At 61.6% G+C, this 21,370-nt stretch carries 19 protein-coding genes; 4 read left to right on the top strand and 15 right to left on the bottom strand.

The features are described 5' to 3' along the window. Positions 1 to 25: 25 nt before the first annotated feature. The 12 genes from QZ755_RS05510 to QZ755_RS05455 all read right to left on the bottom strand — a co-directional run bounded on the left by QZ755_RS05510 (position 26) and on the right by QZ755_RS05455 (position 14,195). Positions 26 to 1,237, bottom strand: a complete 1,212-nt coding sequence (locus QZ755_RS05510; protein WP_294320544.1) for an O-antigen ligase family protein — start codon at positions 1,235 to 1,237, stop codon at positions 26 to 28. A 315-nt stretch (positions 1,238 to 1,552) separates the two neighbouring features. Further along, complete coding sequence (locus QZ755_RS05505) at positions 1,553 to 2,908, bottom strand: hypothetical protein (protein ID WP_294320542.1); 1,356 nt, start codon at positions 2,906 to 2,908, stop codon at positions 1,553 to 1,555. A gap of 411 nt (positions 2,909 to 3,319) precedes the next feature. Continuing rightward, positions 3,320 to 4,069, bottom strand: coding sequence for a hypothetical protein (locus tag QZ755_RS05500; protein WP_294320541.1), 750 nt, complete (start codon positions 4,067 to 4,069; stop codon positions 3,320 to 3,322). Between the two features lie 10 nt (positions 4,070 to 4,079). Further along, positions 4,080 to 5,123, bottom strand: coding sequence for a glycosyltransferase family 2 protein (locus QZ755_RS05495; protein ID WP_294320539.1), 1,044 nt, complete (start codon positions 5,121 to 5,123; stop codon positions 4,080 to 4,082). After that, the gene (locus tag QZ755_RS05490; RefSeq protein ID WP_294320537.1) at positions 5,120 to 6,157 is read right to left on the bottom strand and encodes an EpsG family protein; all 1,038 of its coding nucleotides are present in this window, start codon (positions 6,155 to 6,157) and stop codon (positions 5,120 to 5,122) included. The genes QZ755_RS05495 and QZ755_RS05490 overlap by 4 nt, the downstream gene beginning before the upstream one ends. Continuing rightward, complete coding sequence (locus QZ755_RS05485; RefSeq protein ID WP_294320535.1) at positions 6,154 to 7,326, bottom strand: glycosyltransferase; 1,173 nt, start codon at positions 7,324 to 7,326, stop codon at positions 6,154 to 6,156. The genes QZ755_RS05490 and QZ755_RS05485 overlap by 4 nt, the downstream gene beginning before the upstream one ends. A 115-nt stretch (positions 7,327 to 7,441) precedes the next feature. Next, complete coding sequence (locus tag QZ755_RS05480; protein ID WP_294320533.1) at positions 7,442 to 8,743, bottom strand: oligosaccharide flippase family protein; 1,302 nt, start codon at positions 8,741 to 8,743, stop codon at positions 7,442 to 7,444. A 99-nt stretch (positions 8,744 to 8,842) separates the two neighbouring features. Further along, entirely contained in the window at positions 8,843 to 9,853 is a 1,011-nt protein-coding gene (locus QZ755_RS05475) for a polysaccharide biosynthesis protein (protein WP_294320531.1), read from the bottom strand. A gap of 81 nt (positions 9,854 to 9,934) precedes the next feature. After that, the gene (locus QZ755_RS05470) at positions 9,935 to 11,047 is read right to left on the bottom strand and encodes a DegT/DnrJ/EryC1/StrS family aminotransferase (RefSeq protein WP_294320529.1); all 1,113 of its coding nucleotides are present in this window, start codon (positions 11,045 to 11,047) and stop codon (positions 9,935 to 9,937) included. 5 nt (positions 11,048 to 11,052) lie between these two features. Next, positions 11,053 to 12,150 (bottom strand): DegT/DnrJ/EryC1/StrS family aminotransferase, encoded by a 1,098-nt coding sequence (locus QZ755_RS05465; RefSeq protein ID WP_294320528.1) that lies wholly within the window; start codon positions 12,148 to 12,150, stop codon positions 11,053 to 11,055. 11 nt (positions 12,151 to 12,161) lie between these two features. Continuing rightward, a complete protein-coding gene (locus QZ755_RS05460) occupies positions 12,162 to 12,947 on the bottom strand; it encodes a GNAT family N-acetyltransferase (RefSeq protein ID WP_294320526.1) in 786 nt (261 codons plus the stop codon). A 45-nt stretch (positions 12,948 to 12,992) separates the two neighbouring features. Then, positions 12,993 to 14,195, bottom strand: a complete 1,203-nt coding sequence (locus tag QZ755_RS05455; protein ID WP_294320524.1) for a sugar transferase — start codon at positions 14,193 to 14,195, stop codon at positions 12,993 to 12,995. A 483-nt stretch (positions 14,196 to 14,678) separates the two neighbouring features. On the opposite strand from QZ755_RS05455, the gene rfbC reads away from it, so the two are divergent. The 4 genes from rfbC to rfbA are packed head-to-tail and all read left to right on the top strand — an operon-like array spanning position 14,679 to position 18,109. Further along, the gene (gene rfbC / locus QZ755_RS05450) at positions 14,679 to 15,245 is read left to right on the top strand and encodes a dTDP-4-dehydrorhamnose 3,5-epimerase (protein WP_294320522.1); all 567 of its coding nucleotides are present in this window, start codon (positions 14,679 to 14,681) and stop codon (positions 15,243 to 15,245) included. A gap of 13 nt (positions 15,246 to 15,258) precedes the next feature. Next, positions 15,259 to 16,308: a dTDP-glucose 4,6-dehydratase gene (rfbB, locus tag QZ755_RS05445; RefSeq protein ID WP_294320520.1), complete on the top strand. Its 1,050-nt coding sequence runs from the start codon at positions 15,259 to 15,261 to the stop codon at positions 16,306 to 16,308. A 26-nt stretch (positions 16,309 to 16,334) separates the two neighbouring features. Next, positions 16,335 to 17,243: a dTDP-4-dehydrorhamnose reductase gene (rfbD, locus tag QZ755_RS05440; RefSeq protein WP_294320518.1), complete on the top strand. Its 909-nt coding sequence runs from the start codon at positions 16,335 to 16,337 to the stop codon at positions 17,241 to 17,243. Then, positions 17,240 to 18,109 (top strand): glucose-1-phosphate thymidylyltransferase RfbA, encoded by an 870-nt coding sequence (gene rfbA / locus QZ755_RS05435; RefSeq protein WP_294320515.1) that lies wholly within the window; start codon positions 17,240 to 17,242, stop codon positions 18,107 to 18,109. Before rfbD ends, rfbA begins: the two co-directional genes overlap by 4 nt. A gap of 63 nt (positions 18,110 to 18,172) precedes the next feature. On the opposite strand, the gene QZ755_RS05430 is transcribed toward rfbA, so the two are convergent. The 3 genes from QZ755_RS05430 to QZ755_RS05420 all read right to left on the bottom strand — a co-directional run bounded on the left by QZ755_RS05430 (position 18,173) and on the right by QZ755_RS05420 (position 21,298). Beyond that, complete coding sequence (locus QZ755_RS05430; RefSeq protein ID WP_294320513.1) at positions 18,173 to 19,057, bottom strand: hypothetical protein; 885 nt, start codon at positions 19,055 to 19,057, stop codon at positions 18,173 to 18,175. Positions 19,058 to 19,170: 113 nt separating this feature from the next. After that, on the bottom strand, positions 19,171 to 19,863 hold the full coding sequence (locus QZ755_RS05425; protein ID WP_294320511.1) for a hypothetical protein: 693 nt from the start codon (positions 19,861 to 19,863) through the stop codon (positions 19,171 to 19,173). Positions 19,864 to 19,957: 94 nt separating this feature from the next. Further along, positions 19,958 to 21,298 (bottom strand): S8 family serine peptidase, encoded by a 1,341-nt coding sequence (locus QZ755_RS05420; protein ID WP_294320509.1) that lies wholly within the window; start codon positions 21,296 to 21,298, stop codon positions 19,958 to 19,960. Positions 21,299 to 21,370 lie beyond the last annotated feature (72 nt).

Below are 21,370 nucleotides of genomic sequence, written 5' to 3'. Positions count from 1 at the left end.
GTGATGGATGAGGAAAACGCCGAGGCTATAGTTGCTGGTCCTGATGAGGTAAAGCTACGGCTTCATGCCGCCGCTCACCCAGCCACAAGCCGGCAAGAGCAGCCAGCGCCATGATCATTGGGGTCCGCACTGGATAATCGAAGAAGCTGGCGATCAGGACCAGTAGAAGCATTGCGGATCCGAGTTGCGCAACCACGCCACCCCCCGCCCCGCGCCATACAATGATCGTTCTCGCTCCCCACCATAGAACGGCAATGGCGAGCAGCAAGAGCGCTGCCACCCCCCCATCCAGCACAATCTCCAGATAATCGTTATGGGCATGATTGAAGTAGGTAATCTTCAATAGGTCAAATGGCTCATGCATCCGAAACATCGGATCGAAACCCCCAAAACCGGACCCAACTGGGAAATACCGATGGATTATGTCCAGTACGGTCGGCAGCCCGCGTACCCGCATGTCTTCGTTCCCATCAATGGAAACAGCACGATCAATTGAAACGGCACGATCAGCCACGATGAACAACATCACGAAGAACGACAGGACCGAGATCGCACCTGTAACCAGTGCCGGAAGCAGCCAGCGCGACCCCTTCCGCGTTACGCGGCGCAGGGCATGTCGCGACATCAACAGGGTGATACCGAACGCAATCAGGCCTACCAGCATCCCTGCGCGCGACCCCGTCGCCAGAATCGTGAGGATGAACAGCAGAACTAGGCCTGCGGCTACCGGAAAACGCCAACGTTGCGCTCCGCTGCGAGTAGCCCACACCGGGGCGATCAGGCAACCGAGTGCCAGGAACAAGGCAAAGTGATTACGGTTGGCGAACAGACCACTCACCTGTCCGGGCGTGTCGTTGACGAACGGGTTGGAAAATCCGGCACCGGAAAATTGCAACATCGCGACCAAGATCGAAACGGCAACCATCCCCAACAACGCAGCCAGTATCCGCTCCCGTTCCCCCTCCCGTAACGTCACAGCAAGCACCAGAACGACAACGGGGACGACCAGCGACGAAAGCGCGTTCCATGTCGCTCCGGGAACGATCGACAATGGCCGCCAGACATCGGAACCGGCCACACCGACCAGTGCCATTCGACCGGGCAGCACTTCCCAAAGCGATGGTGGCAGCGGAACAAGCTGCGAGGCCACCAACAGTATCGAAGCCGCCAGTATCAAACCCGCCATTCCCGTACGGCGCATCTCCGGACGCGATCCGAACAATATCGTCGCGACCATCGCAATCCATGCCACCGCCTGAACGACAATCTGGCCCCCTGCATCGGCACGCGACGCTCCACCTGCGATCAGTAGGGAGAGCAGCAACGTACATAAAAGAACGAATGCCAGGCTAGGTGCAGGCAAGGGATGGGACCGGCGGAGCAACGACATATTGTGCAGGCCTATGATTTCGAGCGTGCGAGCACAACCTTGATCATATCATGCGCGGGCCATCATCAACGCCCGCGGCAACCCGCACCGGCTCGAATCCGGCGGTATCGCATCTGTATCGGAAACAGGTCGCTCGACCTGTTTTACCAGCCTTGCCGAGGGCTATGTGAGTATCTGGATGCTGCCTGTGCAGACCGGCTTGTGCGCAACCGACCGAAACGACTGGACCAGGATGCTGACCATGCCGTTGACGTTGACCAGTTCCACACGCTTGCCCACTTTGTCCAGTTGAACGATATTGGCACCATAAACGTCGCCGTACAGGCTTACCTTTCCTCCATCATCTTCGACGTTCAGCAAGTATCGCGCAAACAGGCTATCGGGCTGGAAACGAATGGCGGTGTCGATCCGGATCACCGCCCGCTCACCCGTCGTGACCCTCATCGTCGTAAAGGGTATGGTTCCGATGATCGGCTCTCCGGTATCGCCGCTGCGCACCGTTGGTAATATGCCGGCATGCACTTGTGCCCGGGCGCGCGTATCCGTCAGCGAACGCCCAGCAATCGCAGTCTCGAACCGGACACGCGAGTGCTTGCCGACAATCCAATTGGGAGGAACCGTCGCGGCGACGTTGTCTGCGCAACCAGCATCGTACGATACGAAATTGCGCGGCCCGGCAACGCGCATCTGCCGCCGGACTGCCGGCAGATGCATGAAACCGGCCGCTACCGCCATGACGATGTAGTTCGAGGCATGCCACTTCCCGGATAGCGTCGCAGTTGCATCCTCTCCGCCATCGTCGACGATAATGTCGACATGTTGAAAGAAGTTCGCCGTCCATTCGATCCAGCAGGCGCCAGCCCACCGTAGATCGAACGCTCGTCCGAGAATAGATTCGAAATACCCCCCGCGGAAATGAATGCCCATGCAGTCGCCAATCAAGCGTACCGCAGTCTGCCCGCCTTCAAATGCACATCCATCGACAATAACTGCAGCAGCCCCCCCTTCGATACACAGTCCAAACGCCGTAACTACATTAAGTTTTCGCAGGACTACGGCATTCGTCTCTTCCACGAAGTGAAAGGTTGGGATCGCAGGATCGCTGAAACCCGCTGCCGTTACGTTATCGATTGTGGAATAAAAACACCTTTCCAATCTTGCAACTTGTATGCACTGGCTCGTCACGATATCACGTATGTAACAGCTTGTTCCGAAATTACGAAAATGGAAAACTCGCGTACAGTCTTCGATACGGCCACCGTATATCCCAGCTCCGCTGACCAGTTCCGTTTCGGGTTTGCTGTTGAGATTTGATCGCAATACGCGGTTGGAAAATGTTCCGGTCACAAACATCACATCGCCGGGAGCTCGCCGCCCCTGCAGCACCTGCCCATTCAAGTCGATCATGATGTTGGAAGGGAGAATAACCGGCCCGATCATCGGATAGGGGGCAGGTGAAGGATCGAAGACCAGTGTCCCGCCGCCTGCGGCAGCAAGATTGCGGATCGCCTCGTTCATCGCCCGCGTGTTGGTTTCGCCATCGTTGCTCGACAACACGCCATAGGTGCTGACGGTCGCAAGCTCTCCGGGTCGGACCGAAGCGGGCTGCGCTGCGTCCAGAGGCGACCGACTGGCGGCCAGGGACACCCCGACTGTCATTGCCTTCAGAAGGTCGCGACGCACTGATCCGGCACTGGGAGGCGTGCCCGGTTCGGGCTCAGTCAATTACAGGCTCGCATCGCTGTGTCCTGCAGCGCTGGCCACGGATGCCTGCAATTTTCCATTCGTGCCTCACATCCCTTGGTCGTTACGCGGCGACGATACATGACCCTAACCGGTAGAATGTCAGATGAATGCGACGCATGATAACGAAATCCGTTCCCGCAATTCGCCTGATAGTCGCGTCCGGCACAGATCGCAGGAACCAAGTCAGGTATAACGACCGCCCACGATTTTCCAGAAGCTACCGGATCCCCACACCCGCACAAGGCTTACAAGATGCCAGCGCAGGTGTCGCCAAGATCCGTGGCTGTCGCGGCGGGCGTCGTGGATCACAGTGATATCTTCGAGCAGCTCGACCCGGCCGCCGTTCACACGCCAACGTGCGCTCAGATCATAATCCTCGCAATACATCCTGAAACGCTCGTCAAAGCCCTTCATGGTACGAAATGCGTCCAGCGGAGCAATCAGAAACATTCCCGCCAGCCAAAAGAACGATCCTGATCCGGGGTTCGTTTCCCACCCGGTACGTTTGTGAAGCACTCGGCGCATCAGATTGGGTACCGATAGGTTGTCGCGGACCGAATCCTCGATTCCGCCGTCCGGTGAGACTACTATCGGCGCGCGCAGCGCCGGCCGGCCATGCCAGTCGGCTTGTGCAATGCGCTCGAGCGTGTCCGGTCGCGTAAGACGGATATCCGGGTTCACGATCAGGAACAGCGTCCCTTCCGCCACCGCTGCGGCCGCATTATGATTGGCACCGAAGCCCTTTGGCGCGTCATTGTAGATAATTTTGAGGTTCAGTCCGTCACGGCCCTCGAACGCCTCTGGAATATTAATCGTAACCAACACGAGCCAGTTGGCGATCCCGTCCTGGTCGGCAAGATCGTCCAACAGCGTGCGGATTAGCGCGGCATGGCCGTGACTGACAATCGATATCGTTCCGTGCAACTCGACCACTGGTCAGCTTTCAATAAGGAGTGATGCCGAGGCGCTGAGCCTGACGGGCAGCGAAGCGTCCAACAGTGGGGCGTCGTGCAACGGCGACTTGCAATCTGGTGCGCCATGACAAAAATCGCCGGACGTCGGCACGACTTGCATATTGCGAAAATCCGCATGATTCGGCGATCATCAGGCACGCTTGGCGTTGTTCCCGCTCTGGAATACGGAATGCGGCAAGTATCAGAAGATGGGCAAAGAAGCGTACAACATGCGCTCCAAACAACGCACCGTCATAACCGGGCCCGATCAAACGTTCGAACAAGCGGCGTTCTTCGGCAATCAATTCGGCCGCAGTCTCAAAGTTGCGCGTTGACAGCGCACGCGACGTACTACCGGCACGGGTAAGTGCATGGTAGAGTATGTCTTTGATATACACGGCGCGTTTAGCATGAAAAGCGACATGCCGGCCGAACATCGCGTCTTCGAAAGCCCGTAGCGCCGGAAAGCGGATACCGTGCGCTTCGATCAAATCTCTACGATACGCCTTGCTCCATGGCGCAGTCAGGAAGTTACGATCGAGCATCGCATCCTCGAAGATTGCCGGGCCCTCTTGTATCATACGATGCCTAACCGCTCTCGTGGCGACCGGACGGTCATGAATATCACGGAATGCAAGCCCAAAACACACGACATCCGCTGCCGTGTCTTCGAACTCCGCACGAACCCGGGCGAGCAGCCCTGGCAGCATTATGTCGTCGCTGTCGAGAAAGAGAAGGTAGCGACCCGTTGCATAAGCAAGGCCGAGATTACGGCCTATGCCCTGCCCTTCATTCGACTTACGAAACAGACGAAGTCGCGTGTCTTCCTGCATCAACCGCTCACAGATCGCCGCACTGTCGTCGGTCGATCCATCATCAATGACGATTACTTCGATATCGGTTTCAGATTGATCAAGCGCACTACGGATGGCTGCTTCTACCAGATCCCTGGTGTTATAGACCGGTAGGATAATGCTGAATATCGGTGTATTCACTGCTGCTGGTTCGACGCCGCTCGTACCGATCGCCGTCATGCGATAACCTCGCTAGCAAAATAGTACGGCGCGAACGGCGATTCATTCTGCCCCTGCTCATCTGAGAAATTCCTTAGACGCAATATCGATGACATGATCGCGGCAGCCATCAATATCACCGCCAGTGATCGCGATGGTACCGAATGGTTCATGCGTGCAAAGCGCACTGCCAGAACGATATACAGCAAAAAGAGCACAACGCCTTCCATCCGCAGCCCAGCGTAATAATAGCGGGCCATTGCAAAAGCCGCCGTCTGCAACACAGCTATGGCGATGATGGGCAGTTTGAGCGCCTTGAACAATTCTGGCTCTGACGATACCGCCGCCAGTATCGTAAGCGTAATCACATACGGCACCAGGCCCGCCGTGCCACCCAGCGCAACCAGATCCGTATTGGCGGCCGCCTTCTCGCCAATATACTCGCCGAAAACTGCTACGACGACTAACCCCGCTGCGGCAACAAAGGCGAAGGTCTTGATCCGTGCTTCAATCAAAGTCCAAGCGCCCGCCGCAACAACGACCGAAGAAATCTGAATACTTGCAGCAAGTATCGTACACACCACGAACAGCCAACGCCGATTGTTAACAAGACCCGTCGCACCGATCGATACGATCGAGAAGGCCAGTCCATATCGCAAGCCGTTCATCGTCATGTCGAACAGAAAGAACGGAATGACGATCGCCAAAAAGAGGATGGGCTGCCGCTCCAACATCAGGGCTGCCAAGAGCATCAACCCCGCCGTAAGGCAGCCAAGCAGGATGAGAATGTCGAAGGAATCCGAGAAGATATTCGTCAATGATGCGACGATGAGGGCAAAACCAGGCTCGAAGTTGGCACCTGTCGGCCCCAGATAACGGATCGCATCGAACAATTGCAGGTAATAGGCGCTATCGACCCCAACTAGACCTCTGGCCGCGATGAGATAAAACATCGGCAAAAAGGCCGCAATCGCTGCAAGCCGCAGTCGCTTGGCCAGCAGTCCGGCTACAAAGCATGCCAGGAAAATGGCGTAAGTGACATAATAAGGGGTCATTTCGTAGTGGGCCAGACTGGCTTGGGGCCCTTGGCCACTACCTCGCCAATGATGGCCAGAGCGCTGTCGACGTCATCGGCTCCGGCGAAACGTAGATCCTTTGTCGTTCCGTGCCGAACCGATAACCGCTTGCCTACCCGTTTGGCGGCCCATGCGGTTTCAGCCGCAATCCCCTTCGATACCGCAGCCATCAGGGCTGCAGGCGATGTCCGGCAGGCGTACGCACGCATCGCTGTCAACGTTTCCGACCGATATCTACGATGGTACATCAAGCATTGCGCGTAGAGGCGACCCCAGTTTGCCCGAAGAACTAAATCCTCGTCGATCTGTTCAAGTGCACGGACGAACGAATAGGACCACACCGTCGGGACGCTGTAGAATTCAGGAACCAGTGCATGCCAAACTAGGTTCTTGAATGGTCTTATATGATCGTTGTCCCGCAACGCCCCGACATGCTTGCCGGCTGCGCTCTGTCCCGCGGTGCTGGCACCCGATGCCCCAGGAATAACTGCCGGAAAATCCAGGTCGATCGCTTGGGTCGCATGCGCCGATAGCAAAGCCGCAGAATAGATGTCGGGGCTAACCCCGCCAAACAGCGCGCCATGCCGCTCAATCACCCGGTCGATCAGGCTGCGGGCAATGATACCGCAATAGATGCGCGGCATATCAAACACGCCGCGACCAAGCTGCGCCAGCGCATTGTTCAGGCTCCTCTTCGTATCCAGCGGCCGTATCGATGCAACATAGTCGCTTGCCCAGATCGTTCCCGCATAAGCTTCCGGCAGTGCCTTGTGAGCATAGTCGTGCCAATAGAACAGCACCGGGAAAGCGAACCGGATCGCATCCACGCCTTCTGCAGCGGCCTGACGTACGATCTGCATCACATCGGGCGTCACTAAGTCATCGTCGCCGATGAAGCAGACAAAATCTCCTGTTGCGTGCCCCAGCGCAATGTTAAAATTGTCCACCACGCTGATACCAGTAGGGGGACGCACGATTTTCAATCGGTCCGAAGATCCATACAGGCCAGCATCGGACCATGCATCTTTCGCGCTGGTATCAGATACCACGACTTCGATATCGTCGGACATACGCAGGACCGCATCGACGGTATGCCGTGCATATCGGAACCGTTCATGCGTCGGTATGACTACGGATAAGACAGGCATCAGCCATCGCTCCCGTCGGCCGCAACTGCATTTTGTGCGCACGCCATGCGCCCGGTGCGCGGCGGGACGATCCGGGACATCATCTAGCGTATACTTTCCGATATGGCGACAAAGATTAGTCGCGATCTACAGGGGGGGCGGGATGGTTTGCAATGCGTCTGCCAATGAAAAACGCATTCGCAAATGCGGGTTCGACCCACCAAGTACGGACCCACAAGCACATTGTCGCGAGTGTATGATAAATTGCATAGGCAATACAGATACCGTGGATGTCGCCCCCTCTGGCCAGCAATGCCGTTGCGGCCAATACACCGATCGACAACACGGCGGATATGGTCGCCAGCGCTGGATAATCACGCCGGGCGATCAACACGATTGCCGGCACCAGCCCCAACGCGCCAAGGGACGCGCCAGGCATCAGCACCTGGGTATATCCGATAACGGCGTCCCGGCTCGCTGGGTCACGCAGCCATAACGGAATGATCCAAGGTGTCAGCATTCCAAGAACGAGGCCCGGTACGACCGCAAGCACGGTAATCGCCATCGTCAGGCGAACAATCCAGCGACCCGCGATATCAATCCTGCCATGCACCAGCGCTGCAATCAACTTCGGCTGAACGAACTGCGATATTGGCGTGGCCAGAAACGTTATCGGGACGAGTGATACCATCGACGCCAGAAAATAGGGTCCGGTACGACTTGGTGATCCCATCGCAGACAATAGTATCTTGTCGAGCTGCAAGGCGCAGGCCCCGGCGATCGTATAAACCATGACGGTAACGTTGATGCCTACGTTTGGCGTCTGCGGACGTTCGCGTTTCGGATCCGCAACAGCCGGCATGTCGCCGTCTTTCTGTCCGTGGTTGATGAACGTGAACCGCGATGTCGCCAGGATGATCGCCGCTCCCAGAACTTGGCCCGCGACGAAAGCGCCGAGCGTTCCACCGTACTGGGTTACGAACGCCAGCGACGCCCCCTGACGCAGCAAGAGACTCAGAAACAAGCTGACCGTCGATGCAAAAAACTGCTGACGCGCGATCATCGCCACCGCGATGATATTTTGCCACACCACGACAAGCAGGGCCACGGCCGTCATCAGCACCATCGGCAGTGACGCGGGCAATATTCCACCAAAGGACAGCATCGCGGCGACCGCCGCGATGCCCAGATACGTGATAATCAGTTGATGTTCACTTCGCCGGACCAGCGCCCGTCGCGTCGTGGCACAGTCCATTGCTGGCAGTTCACTTGCCAGAAGGACCGCCAACCCCAGATCGAGAACGATCGCCAAACTCTGCAGCGACAATATCGTCGTCGCCAGACCGAACTGGTCGGTCGGCATGTGATGGCTAAGCAGCGGCAGGACAACGAAGCCAAGGCCGGCGATTCCGATCCGGCCGCCATACAGGACGCCCATCGGTAGCAACCGGCGTACGACGTGCGGTATCGACGCAACGTTGATGCGCCGGTCTGTTGACCGTTTATCCCGCCCTGTGGACAGCATGCCGCAAACCGTTCATCGCGCCAGTTCGGCCCGCACATAAGGCAGCGTCAGCAGCAGTTCCTTCGTCTCGGCTACATCCAAGCGATGAGTGTTGTGCGAGGTATAGTCGTCGATCTCGTTGAGCGTTTTGGATCCTTCGGAAATGAACAGTTCGTAGTTCAGATCGCGATTGTCCGCCGGCACGCGCCAATACCGCCCCATATCATCGGCCTTCGCCATCTCCTCACGCGACACCAGCGTCTCATACAGCTTCTCACCGTGGCGCGTGCCGAGAATACCGGTGTTCAGCGGCACACCGAACAGTTCGCTAATCGCAATCGAAAGGGTCTCGATGGTGCAGGCGGGCGCCTTCTGGACGAAGATGTCGCCTTGCTGGCCATTCTGGAATGCGTGCAGCACCAGATCGACCGAATCCTCGAGCGACATCATGAAACGGGTCATGGCGGGGTCGGTGATCATCATCGGCTGACCGCTCTTCAGCTTTTCAATGAACAGCGGGATGACCGATCCGCGCGATGCCATGACATTGCCATAGCGCGTCGCGCACAATACCGGACCATCAGAACCCAGCGCCCGGGCATGCGATACCAGCACCTTTTCCGCCATCGCCTTGGAAATGCCCATGGCGTTGATCGGATAGACGGCTTTGTCGGTGCTTAGCAGAACTACCCGCTTCACACCGTTTTCGATTGCGGCGCGGATGACGTTGTCCGTACCGTTTACGTTGGTGCGCACCGCTTCCATCGGATAGAATTCGCAAGAGGGCACCTGCTTCAACGCTGCGGCATGGAACACATAATCGACCCCACGCATCGCCGTATTGATCGACTGCGGGTCGCGCGTATCACCGATCACAAATCGGACCTTCGAACTCTTCAGCGCAATCCGCAGGTCTTCCTGCTTCTTCTCATCGCGCGAGAACACGATGATCTGGCGCACTCCCGTTTCGATGAAACGGCTGAGCACGGTGGTCCCGAAAGATCCAGTGCCACCGGTGATCATCAGCGTCTTGCCATCGAGCATATTCTGTTCCCCTTGCCGCATTGCCGCGGCATCTATCCAATAGATTTACGATGCGTTACCGCATTAGCACTGGCCGGATTGTTACCGCCCCATAGCATCTGCGCGGATCACGTCCACGATGCGTGACAAGTCGTCCTGCGACAGCCACCATCCCGCCGGAAGCGCGAACATCTCACGCTGCATCACATCGGTACCTGGTAGATCGCGCGATGCCGCGCCGAAACCGGTGTACCGGTCGTTGCGATGGTGCAGACGAGAGCATTGAACGCCGCTCGTCTTTAACCGTGCCATCAACGTATCGCGGCGCGGGCTGCGCATCAGCGCAACCCAGAAAACCCCACGCGCTCCCGGCATTTCCTCGACAAACCGCAGGTCGGTGACGTCCGCCAGGGCCTCGCGCAGCTGCATCACGTTTCGACGATTCAGACCGATGCGCTCGTCCAGATCTTGACAGCCCTGTAGCGCCAACGTCGCGTTGACGTGCGGCAACGATGCCGAAACGCCAATTTCGGGAACATCCAGCATCGGATCGATTTCGCCATCGGCGGTACGGAATCGCGCGGTATCGATGCCGAACCGCCGCAGCCGCCGCGCCCGATCGGCATCCCGTGGATGGCAGACGATCGCCCCCCCCTCGATGCCGTTCAACTGACGGTTGGGATAGAAGGACAGGATCGCCTGATCGCCGAAGGTCCCGGCAGGCGCGCCGTTCCATTCCGCCCCCAGCGCGTTGTTCGCATCCTCGATCAGCGGCAGCCTAGCATCATCACATAATTGCCGCAGCGCCGCGAGATCGCCGACATGACCGGCCACGTGATAGATCACCACCGCCCGTGTTCTGGGACCGATGCAGGCAGCAAGATCGTCGAGATTGACGACGGCAGTGCGTGGGTCGACATCAACCCAGACTGGCGTCGCTCCGACCATCGCAATCGCACTGTTCGACGACATGCAGTTCAGGGCGAGGGTCACGACCTCGTCGCCGGGACCAACGCCGGCAAGTCGAAGCGAAAGGCACAGGGCCTGGGTCATGTCGCTGGTCGCCACGACCGCACGATCGTCCAGCCTGGTGCTCAACCGCGCTTCCAGTGCCGCAACGGCCGGCCCGGCGGCGAGCGCTCCCGAACGCCACAACGGATCGAGGGCTTCGAGCCGTGCCGGATCGACCCGGCAGTCAAACAGGGGAATGGACATCGACCTTACCCCTTGCGCAGTGCCGTCACGATGCGTTCGCGATCCTGGTCGCTTACCCACCATCCGCACGGCAGGTGGACGAGACGCCGATAAAACGCATCCAGCCCTGGCAAGTCGCGACGATAGGGCGCGAATACCGAATGGAAGTGATTGGGGCGGTGGAGCTTGGACGCCATCACCCCGATATCCGCCATACAGCGTTCGACGGCATCCGAATCCTCGGCAAGCAGTGTGTAAAGCCAATAGCTTGGTTCGCTGCCAGCCTCGATAGGCACAACCGACAGTCCGGGGATCCCTGACAGTTCGGCATCGAAGAACCGCCCGTTATCGATATGTCGCGCAATGGCGGGATCGATCACGTCGAGCTGCGCCAGACCTATCGTCGCGGTGACGTTGTTCATGTTGTACTTGTAGCCAGCGCGCGTAATGTCGACTTCGGTCCGGGGAACGCCCTTTTCCAATCCAAACCAGCGCAACTTGCGAGCAGAACGCATGTGCGAGGCATCGCGCAGCGCCAGCATGCCACCGTCCACGGTCGTCATGTGCTTGATCGCCTGGAACGAAAAGATCGCCGCATCGCCCACCGTGCCGATAGCGGCGTCGCGGTAGCGTGCGCCCAGCGCATGGGCACAATCCTCGATCAGCCTGACGCCCTTGCGGTCGGCGATCGCACGGAGTTCGGCCAGCGGCACAGGATAGCCTGCATAATGCACGATCAGGATCGCACGGGTCCGATCGGTAATCGCCGCCTCGACCGACGCGGGGTCGAGATTGCCGGTTTCGGGGTCGACATCAGCAAAGACGGGAATGGCCCCGACCTGAAGGATAGTCGTATTGGTCGGTTCGGCCGTCATCGATGTCGTAACGACTTCATCGCCTGGCTGCACGCCGCATTCCAGCAGCGCGACGTGCAAGGCCGCGGTGCCGCTCGACATGGCCAGCACGTTGGGCAGGCCGAACTGCTCGGCGAACCTGCGCTCGAATGCATATACGGCTTCGCCTTCGCCGATCATACCGCTGTACAGGACATGCTCGAGCGCGGGCATCAACTGCGCACGGTCGGGCAGGTGAACCTTCACCAAGGGTAACATGGCTGCCGACATCGCACCTACTTTCATATACGATCAACTTGCGGAACGTCGTGAAGAACGAAATCGGCGTTCCGGTACCTGACCATCGTGAATGCCCCCGGAGAGGCGACCGTCGCATAACCTTGCGACGACAATTCGTCCGAGAACGGATCATCCGCCGTCAGGTTTACCGACCAGTCGTCATGCCCCGCAGCCGATAGCATGGTCGCGACATCGATGGCCGCCCCCCGCCAATCGAGCAGCGTTACGCCTCGCGGGCCGCAGGCGCATATCGCCATGGCGCGGTCCGCTGAATAAATCTTCGCATCCGTGGCGAAGGCTGGCAGCCCGTTGGCCGCACCGCTGTCGGGCCATTCCTCGCTGCGGAAATTGGCACAATCCGCGCCCAGACCAGCAGGCTTGGTCACCCGGACAAAGCGATCCCGCCGAAGCGCCGTATAGCCACGCCCCGTATAAACCTCGGGCTTGGTGGTCCACAGCACCGCCGCCCGAAACCCCTGATCGTCGACCGCTTCGTTCAACGCATCCATCAGCATCCGGCCGATCCCCTGACCACGCCGGGATCGGCCAACACAGACATAGCCGATCATGGCAACCGCTGCCTGCGGTGCGGGACGCATGATGGCGGTTGCGGCGACATCTCTACCGTCCCGCACCACGACCGACCGGACATCGGGGTCGTTATACCATGGCAGATGCCGCTCGAAGGTGGTGCCGCGCCCCGCCTCCACGAAGAAGCTCTGCCATATCAAATCGCGCGCGCCATGTGGCACGCCCCGTTCGATCCGCAAGGATGAAACAACCGACATGTCAGCCTGCGCTGCGCCGCGTCCGTGCCAGTGCCCGACATCGCGTCACTTCGCACCGAACCCGGTCAGCATGGTTTGGATCGTCTTTCCGACAATCAGGAAATCTATCCAGGGAGAATAGCTTTTGATGTAGTAGAAATCGAAATAGAGCTTGTTCCGCACATCGTCGACTTCCGCCACATGGCCTTGATTGACCTGCGCCCAACCGGTCAGTCCGGGACGGACGATATGGCGATAACGGTAGAAAGGAATTTCCCCTTCGTACCATTCGGACAGCACCCTTGCCTCGGGACGAGGGCCGATCCAGCTCATCTCTCCCTTGAGGATGTTCAGGATCTGCGGAAGCTCGTCGATCCGCGACTTACGCAAAAAATGCCCGATGCGGGTAATGCGCGCATCTGCAGACTTCGTCTTGGCGGCATCCAGCGCGGCGGCACCATGATCCCCCGAAACCATCGTGCGGAACTTATACACCGTGAAAGGCACACCGCGATACCCGATCCGGGTCTGTCGGAAGATGGGCGAGCCTGGGGAGTCCAGACGGATCACGATGGCCAGGAAGAGCAATGCCGGTGCAAGCACCGCTGCGGCGATTGCCGCAGCGATCCAGTCGCCGATATGCTTGACCGTCATGAATGCCGATACCGGCGACAAGGTACCGAAGCTGTTTTCGGACAGGTGCTCGAGCTGCACCATACCCGTCATAGATTCAGCGAGATGCTTGGTGTGATAAACCGGCATTCCCTGTAGCGCGTAATCGGCTAGCTTCCGATCCCATTCGGCTGACAGGTCGAACCGCAGGTCAGCGGTGATGGCGTGGAGACCCGCAATATCCTGATCGGGCGCGCGCAGAACGACCCAGCGCACACCGTTTAAAGGTAGCAAAACCTGGTAATCCCCTTCCGGAACGACGCCGATGGCAAAGGTCTGACGCCGCACCGCGATCACGTGCAGGCCCATGAACCAGACGAGGACGAGCACGAAACCCAAGACCAGCAATATGCGGCTGTAGGACAGCCGGGCAAAAATCACCGCCAAAAGCATGATGCCATAGGAAATGCCGAATGACGGCAAGGTGTAAGCGCTGGCCTCGACCCCCGGATACTGGCTGATGCTGCGCAGCAGGACGACACCCAGCAGCATCGCGCCCACACCATAGGCCCAGGTCGCCAGCACTAAACCGAGATCGACGAACGCTTTGGGATTGAAACCCCACAGCAACAGAAACGGAAGCAGCGTGACGATCAACGCACCCCCGATCTGATACCGCAGGCGCAACCACCCCGCACCGACACCGCGAACACCTGCATATCTCATGGGATCGAACGTTCTTCCACCTTGTAATCGTGGCAGATCGTCACCGCTACCCGATGCAACATACCAGAAGCCGTCAACACCTAAGGGCTTGCCCGGTAACCTTTGGTCGGTGGGTGCTGCCGATGGAGAGCCGCCTAGCAAACGGCCCATTGCCTGACAAGCGGCGGACCTTACTAGTACAGAAAGTACGCCACAACGTGACAGCCATTTCTTCCGCCGGACAATCGGAAGGAACGCATGGTGGGCGGTTGAAATACCGCGGAAACAGCATTCGAAAGAACAGTGCATGGGCATTACGGAGATAACGACGCAGCGGCAGACGGCGGCCGATCCGTATCGCTCCAAGCGGCATGACGTATTACTTACGGTATATTCGGGGTGGCGGGATCCTGAAACTGACATTAGCGAACCCACATGATCGAGAATCCCGTTCGCCTCATTCCTCCCCGTCGCCACGGCGACACCCGTGGCTGGTTCACCGAAAATTACAACCGCGATACCTTCGCCGCCCTCGGCATCGACGTCACCTTCGTCCAGGACAACCACTCCTACTCCGCCCCCGCCTTCACCCTGCGTGGTCTGCATTTCCAGACGCCACCCAGGGGACAGGACAAGCTGGTACGTTGCATCCGCGGGCGGATCTTCGATGTCGCGGTCGACGTCCGCAAGGGTTCGCCCACCTATGGCCAGTGGGTCGGCGCCGAACTCAGCGCCGAAAACGGCCACCAGCTCTTCATTCCGATCGGCTTCGCGCACGGCTTCGTGACGCTCGAGCCGGACTGCGAAGTCACCTATAAATGCTCCGACACCTATGCCCCCGACCATGACGGTGGGATCGCATGGGACAGCGTCGGCATCGACTGGCCGATGCCCGCCGGGACCGTTCCCGAATTGAGCGCGAAGGACACCCGCCAACCGACGCTGGCCGAGTTCGACAGCCCGTTTCCCTATGACGGCCGCCCGCTGGCCCCGCTTTCCTAAAAGGACTGAATAGATGCGCATCTTCGTCACCGGCGGGGCCGGCTTTATCGGGTCGGCGCTGGTGCGCCACCTGATCGAGAATACCGACCACACGGTCCTCAACTTCGACAAGCTGACCTATGCCGGTACGCTGTCGACGGTCGAGCGGGTGGCGGACAGCGATCGGTACGCGTTCGTACAGGGCGATATCTGCGACGCGGACGCGGTGCGCAGCGCTATCTCTGACTTCAAGCCCGACGTCATCACCCACCTGGCGGCCGAGAGCCATGTCGACCGCTCGATCGACGGCCCCGGTGCGTTCATCCAGACCAATGTGGTCGGCACCTACACCATGCTCGCCGAGGCGCGCGCCTACTGGCTGTCGCTGGAGCCCGAAGCGAAGGCCGCCTTCCGCTTCCACCATATCTCGACCGACGAAGTGTACGGGACGCTGGGCGATACCGGGCTGTTCACCGAAGACACGCCCTATGACCCGCGCTCGCCCTATTCGGCGTCGAAGGCGGGGTCGGACCATCTGGTCAGCGCATGGGGCCATACCTTCGGCCTGCCGGTGCTGATCACCAACTGTTCGAACAATTACGGGCCGTATCATTTCCCCGAAAAGCTGATCCCGCTGATGATCGCCAAGGCACTGGATGGCGAAAAGCTGCCGATCTACGGCAAGGGCGATCAGGTCCGCGACTGGCTGTATGTCGAGGATCACGTCCGCGCGCTGCAGGCGGTGTTCGAACGGGGTGAGGTCGGCCGGACCTACAATGTCGGTGGCCATAACGAGCGGCAGAATATCGAGGTCGTGAAGACGCTGTGCGCGATCCTCGACGAACTCAGGCCCCGCGCCGACGGCAAGCCCTATGCCGAGCAGATGACCGAGGTTGCCGACCGTCCGGGCCATGACAAGCGCTATGCGATCGACGCCTCGCGTATCGGCGACGAACTGGGCTGGCACCCGGCCGAGACGTTCGAGACCGGCATCCGCAAGACGGTCGAATGGTATCTGGCGAACGAGGCCTGGTGGCGTCCGCTGGTCGCGGCCAAGGCGTCCGAGCGGCGCGGCGTCGCGTAAATTCGTCGACACACCTGGAGAAGACCATGACCGCCAAGGCGATCCTCGTGACCGGGGCCGGTGGCCAGCTCGGCACCGAACTGCAACGCTGCGAATGGCCTGCAGGATATGAGGTCGTGGCGATCGACCATGGCACGCTCGACCTGACCAATACGGCGGCGATCGCGGCCAAGGTCGGCGAGCGGCCTTGGGCGGCGGTCATCAACGGCGCGGCCTATACCGCGGTCGACAAGGCCGAGAGCGATCTCGTCACTTGCTGGAGCGTCAACGCGATGGCCCCCGCCGCCTTTGCCGAGGCGTGCGTGAAGGCTGGCATCCCGCTGGTGCAGGTTTCGACCGACTATGTGTTCGCGGGCAACAAGCAGGGCGCATGGGAGGTGAACGATCCGGTCGCCCCCCTGGGCGTCTATGGCGCGTCCAAGCTGGGCGGCGAGCTGGCGGTCAGGACCTCGGGCGTGCGCCATGCGATCGTGCGCACCGCGTGGGTCGTGTCGGCGCACGGCAATAATTTCGTCAAGACGATGCTGCGCGTCGGCGCAGCGCGCGAGCAGCTGACCGTCGTCGCCGACCAGCATGGATCGCCGACCAGCGCCGCCGATCTGGCCAGCGCGCTGATGACGATCACGCTGCGACTGATCGAGGACGCGGACGCACCCACCGGTACCTTCCACTTCAGCAACGCCGGGGCGACCCACTGGGCGGGGTTCGCGACCGAAATCTTCCGCCAGAGCGGAGAACGCGGTGGGGCGACCGCCGAGGTCGTGCCGATCCCGAGCAGCGACTATCCGACCCCGGCGCAGCGCCCGGCCAATTCGCTGCTCAGCCACGATGCGATCCGTGCCGCCTATGGCATCGAGCCGCGTGGCTGGCAGGCGGCGCTTTCCGACATCCTCGACGAACTCGTCGGTACCCCAACCAAGGACCATGAAGCATGAAGGGCATCATCCTCGCCGGCGGCTCGGGCACGCGACTTCACCCGGCGACGCTGGCGGTGAACAAGCAGCTGCTGCCCGTCTATGACAAGCCGATGATCTATTACCCGCTGAGCGTACTGATGCTCGCGGGCATCCGTGACATCCTCATCATCTCCAGCCCTGAGTTCATTGACAATTATCGCCGCCTGTTCGGCGACGGATCGGCCTTCGGCCTGACCATGCAATATGCCGAACAGCCCAGCCCCGACGGCCTCGCGCAGGCGTTCACCATCGGCGCGGACTTCATCGGCGACGACAATGTCGCGCTGGTGCTGGGCGACAACATCTTCTTCGGCGCGCATCTGACCGACCTGCTGGCCAACGCCGTAGCGCGGCCGACCGGGGCCACCGTGTTCAGCTACCGCGTCGAGGACCCGGAACGCTATGGCGTGGTCGAATTTGGGGAAGGCGGCCGGGCAGTCAGCCTCGAGGAAAAGCCCGCAAGCCCCAAGTCGAACCATGCGGTGACCGGCCTGTATTTCTACGACAACCGCGTCGTCGAATATGCCCGCAACCTCAAGCCGTCCCCGCGCGGCGAGCTGGAGATCACCGATCTCAACCGCCTCTACATGGAAGCCGGCGACCTGTACGTCGAACAGATGGGCCGCGGCTATGCGTGGCTCGACACCGGCACGCACGACAGCCTGCTCGAAGCCGGCGAGTTCGTCCGCACGCTCCAGCACCGGCAGGGCGTGCAGGTCGCGTGTCTGGAGGAGATCGCGTTCGAAATGGGCTTCATCTCGGCCGACCAGGCGCGCGAAGCCGGCGAGCGGTTCAAGAAGACCGCCTATGGGCGGGCGATCCTGAACGCAGTGGACGGCAAGTAACGCACAAAAACGCCGGCCACGGGCTCCCTCCCGTGGCCGGCGTCCCTGCTCAGGACGGAGCGGTTACTCCACCTGATCCTGCGCGGCGCGCTTCACCTGGCCTTCACCCATCGCCGATACCAGCACGCCGCCCTGCACGCTGAAGTTGTCGGCCGGGATCGTCGCCACGCGCTTGCCGACGGCCATCGTTACCGATTCCACTCGGCCACTTGCGTCCCGGCGGATCGACTGGACGCGGCCGATCGCTTCGCCCTTGGCATCACGCACGGTCTGGCCGGGGTTGAGCGCGGGGATCGCGCCGCTGCCCATCAGCGACAGGGCGCCTTCGCCTGAGGCGCTGCCCGAGGCCGATCCGTCCCTGATCGCGCCGTTCGCCATGCCCGAACCGCTGCCGCTGGCCGCACCGGTCAGGGTGCCGGCACCGTCGCGGACCCGGCCGACCGCGCCATTTGCCCGGTCACGGACCGTGCCGACCGCACCGGCCGCCCGGTCGCGGGTGGTAGCGACGCCGCGCTGCACCCGGTCACGGGCTGCGCCTGCGGTATCGCGCACGGCGTCGGTACCGATCAGCTGCGCATCGACGCTGCCCCCCGCGCTGCCCGAACCGCTGCCCGATCCGCCGACCGTACCGCCCAGCGCCTGGGCGGTGCCGTCGATCGCGCCGTCGCCGCGAGCCGATCCACTGCCGCGCACCCGGCCGCTGCGGCGGTCGACCTGTCGTTCGGTGGTCACTTCACCCCCGCCGCGACGGGCGGTCCGGGCGGTGGTGTCGGCACGGTCGCGCACCGGGGCGACGGTACGGTCGATCGTGCCGCCAAGATTACCGCTGAGGCTGCCACCCAGCCCACCGGTCAGCCCGCCGCCACCGCCGCCGCCCAGCAGCTGGGCCGAGGCGGGGGTCGCGATCGCGGCGGCAAGGGCCGCACCCATCAGGAACATGGTCTTCATGGCTGTTCTCCTGTGTCCGTGCGCCGCGAGGGGCGCTTCGTTAAGGAGAACGGGTGCCGTTTCCGGTTTAATCCCGACCGGTGCGATTTTTTTGCGAGAAGCGCGTATCGCCCCTACCGCGCCGCCGTCACGACCGCGACGACATGCACCTTCTTCGCGACATATTCCGCGAAATCCTTGGCATAGGCGTCGCGCAGGTCGGCCCTGGCCGCGTCGACCTGATCGGCCGCTTTCGCCGGGAAGACCGCCAGCGGATTCTTCACCTGTCCGGGGAAGCTGCGCGGTTTGGCACCGCCACCCCGCCCAAAATCGCGAAAGGTCCATTTGGCGAACAGGTTGGTGCCGACCAGCGGCTTCTTGACGTAGAACAGCTCGCCGCCGACCAGCTCGGCATAGCAGGGCGTGGTCGCGTTGCTCAGCCGTTTGCCCGATTTCAGGCTGGCCTGCATCGTGCGCAGCGCTTGCCTGACCGCCGGGTCGGCCTTGGCTGCCGCGTGGGACGGCACCGGCGGTTCGACCACGATGGTATAGCCGGTCAGGCCGAGCATCCCTGTCACATCGGCGGCGCGCAACGCCACCACCTGCGCCTCTGGCGACAGATCATCGTGCATCAGGTCGGTAATCGTCGCGACCTTGCCCTTGTTGGCCACGTGATCGATCAACCCGCCCAATGCGCCGCCGAACATGCCGACGCCGCTCATCTTCATGCCGAAATAGTCTTCGCTCGGCCAGATATGCAGCTCGCAGGTCTGCGCCTGTGCGGTACCCGACGCGAGCAAGGCCAACGCGCCTATCCAGAACTTCATGCTATTTCCCCGTTTCCCTGCCGAAACGTATAATACCCGGTCGGGCGAAGGGAATGTGACGGGGGTGGAGTTGCCTCCGAAACCGACCTTTCCCCTACCGCGCGGGCGTCCGGCAGTCCCCGCACAGCACGCCGCGCCCGGTGCGGCCGCCACCGCCCTTCGCCTCGCGGTCCAGCGCCTTGAGCGACGCCGTCGCATCGCCGCCCCACGCCGCCGACAGCCGCGCGGCGACCAGCGGTGCGGCGAACGACGTGCCGCGCACGCTGCGCGCCTGTCCGGCGGCGTTCAGCGCCAGCATGTCGGCCCCCGGCGCGGCATAGTCGAGATGGCGGGCGCGCCCCGCCTCCACCAGCACCCGCCCGCGCGCGTCGACGCCGGTGACGGCGATCGCCTGGGGGTAGCTGGCGGGATAGGCCGGCGGCGCGGCGGGGCCGTTGTTGCCGACCGCCGCGACTACGACCGTCCCGCGCGTCCGCGCCGCCGCGACGAAGCGGCCGAGCAGCGCATTGTCGGGACCGGCAAGGCTCATGACGACCACCGGCACCTTGGCCTGCACCATCCACGCGAGCGCACGGGCAAGCGCGCTGGCGCTGCCGCCTGCGGGATCGCTGCCATAGACATCGGCGACGTGCAGCGCCGCGCCCGGCGCGCTCGCCCGGATGCCGCCGCCGCCGGTCAGCAGCGAGGCGACCGCCATGCCATGGTCGCTGGCGCGCGGTGCGCCGCTGGCAAAGCCCTGCTGCGCGGCCAGGCCGGGCGTGCCCCCGCCCACGCCGCCGTCGATGATGCCGATGCGTTTGGGGCCGGCACCGGGAGCGAGGCGACCCACGCCCCGTACCCCGGCGAAGGCCGGGGTCCAGTTGGGAAGGCTTTTCGATAGAGTGCCGACGTCCCCCAACTGGACCCCGGCCTCCGCCGGGGTACGGGAGGGAGCAGACGCCTCCCCGCTCACGCCATACAGCGGATCGAGCGTCACCCGGTCGCGCCCGACGATCCGGCCCAGCACCCGTGCCGCCTCCACCGCCGACAGGCCGGCGGGCGCGCGCAACCGGGCGAAGCCGATGCCGAGATCATCGTACCGTTCGCTCTCGATCACCGAAAACCCCGCCGCTCGTGCCAGCGCCAGCAGCGCCGGATCCGGATCGGCCAGCGTCACCTCGCCCGCGCGGACGGGGTTGTTGTCGCGGTCCAGCTCGATCCGGTCGGGAAAGCGGCGGGCGAGGTCGCGGGCGCGCGTCACCGACTGCCGCGCCAGCAGCCGCGCATCGGCCACCGCGTCGTCGATCGGCAACGCCCCCCGGATACCACCGACCGCCTCACCGATCCGGCCGGGCAACTGCGGCAGCTGCGGCGCGACGGGCAGCAGCTGCGCCGATGCCGCCGTCGGCAGGACAAGCGCGAACGCGACCCAGCGCAGGAATTTGCCTTTGGCCATCATTCCTTTCCCCGGCACATATCTGCCCCATCCGATCCGCACCGTCGCTCCGGCGCAGGCCGGGGCATCCAC

The organism is uncultured Sphingomonas sp. (assembly GCF_913776855.1).
Classification (GTDB): domain Bacteria; phylum Pseudomonadota; class Alphaproteobacteria; order Sphingomonadales; family Sphingomonadaceae; genus Sphingomonas.
The sequence above is the reverse complement of the archived record's forward strand: the minus strand, read 5'-3'. Positions and strand labels throughout refer to the sequence as shown.

Excerpts from the sequence above, each read along its gene's own strand:
- QZ755_RS05510 (WP_294320544.1), bottom strand. The coding sequence starts at position 1,237 with ATGGTCGCGACGATATTGTTCGGATCGCGTCCGGAGATGCGCCGTACG.
- QZ755_RS05505 (WP_294320542.1), bottom strand. The coding sequence starts at position 2,908 with ATGAACGAGGCGATCCGCAATCTTGCTGCCGCAGGCGGCGGGACACTG.
- QZ755_RS05495 (WP_294320539.1), bottom strand. The coding sequence starts at position 5,123 with ATGACGGCGATCGGTACGAGCGGCGTCGAACCAGCAGCAGTGAATACA.
- QZ755_RS05490 (WP_294320537.1), bottom strand. The coding sequence starts at position 6,157 with ATGACCCCTTATTATGTCACTTACGCCATTTTCCTGGCATGCTTTGTA.
- QZ755_RS05485 (WP_294320535.1), bottom strand. The coding sequence starts at position 7,326 with ATGCCTGTCTTATCCGTAGTCATACCGACGCATGAACGGTTCCGATAT.
- QZ755_RS05480 (WP_294320533.1), bottom strand. The coding sequence starts at position 8,743 with ATGGGCGTCCTGTATGGCGGCCGGATCGGAATCGCCGGCCTTGGCTTC.
- QZ755_RS05475 (WP_294320531.1), bottom strand. The coding sequence starts at position 9,853 with ATGCTCGATGGCAAGACGCTGATGATCACCGGTGGCACTGGATCTTTC.
- QZ755_RS05470 (WP_294320529.1), bottom strand. The coding sequence starts at position 11,047 with ATGTCCATTCCCCTGTTTGACTGCCGGGTCGATCCGGCACGGCTCGAA.
- QZ755_RS05465 (WP_294320528.1), bottom strand. The coding sequence starts at position 12,150 with ATGTCGGCAGCCATGTTACCCTTGGTGAAGGTTCACCTGCCCGACCGT.
- QZ755_RS05460 (WP_294320526.1), bottom strand. The coding sequence starts at position 12,947 with ATGTCGGTTGTTTCATCCTTGCGGATCGAACGGGGCGTGCCACATGGC.
- rfbC (WP_294320522.1), top strand. The coding sequence starts at position 14,679 with ATGATCGAGAATCCCGTTCGCCTCATTCCTCCCCGTCGCCACGGCGAC.
- rfbB (WP_294320520.1), top strand. The coding sequence starts at position 15,259 with ATGCGCATCTTCGTCACCGGCGGGGCCGGCTTTATCGGGTCGGCGCTG.
- rfbD (WP_294320518.1), top strand. The coding sequence starts at position 16,335 with ATGACCGCCAAGGCGATCCTCGTGACCGGGGCCGGTGGCCAGCTCGGC.
- rfbA (WP_294320515.1), top strand. The coding sequence starts at position 17,240 with ATGAAGGGCATCATCCTCGCCGGCGGCTCGGGCACGCGACTTCACCCG.
- QZ755_RS05430 (WP_294320513.1), bottom strand. The coding sequence starts at position 19,057 with ATGAAGACCATGTTCCTGATGGGTGCGGCCCTTGCCGCCGCGATCGCG.
- QZ755_RS05425 (WP_294320511.1), bottom strand. The coding sequence starts at position 19,863 with ATGAAGTTCTGGATAGGCGCGTTGGCCTTGCTCGCGTCGGGTACCGCA.
- QZ755_RS05420 (WP_294320509.1), bottom strand. The coding sequence starts at position 21,298 with ATGGCCAAAGGCAAATTCCTGCGCTGGGTCGCGTTCGCGCTTGTCCTG.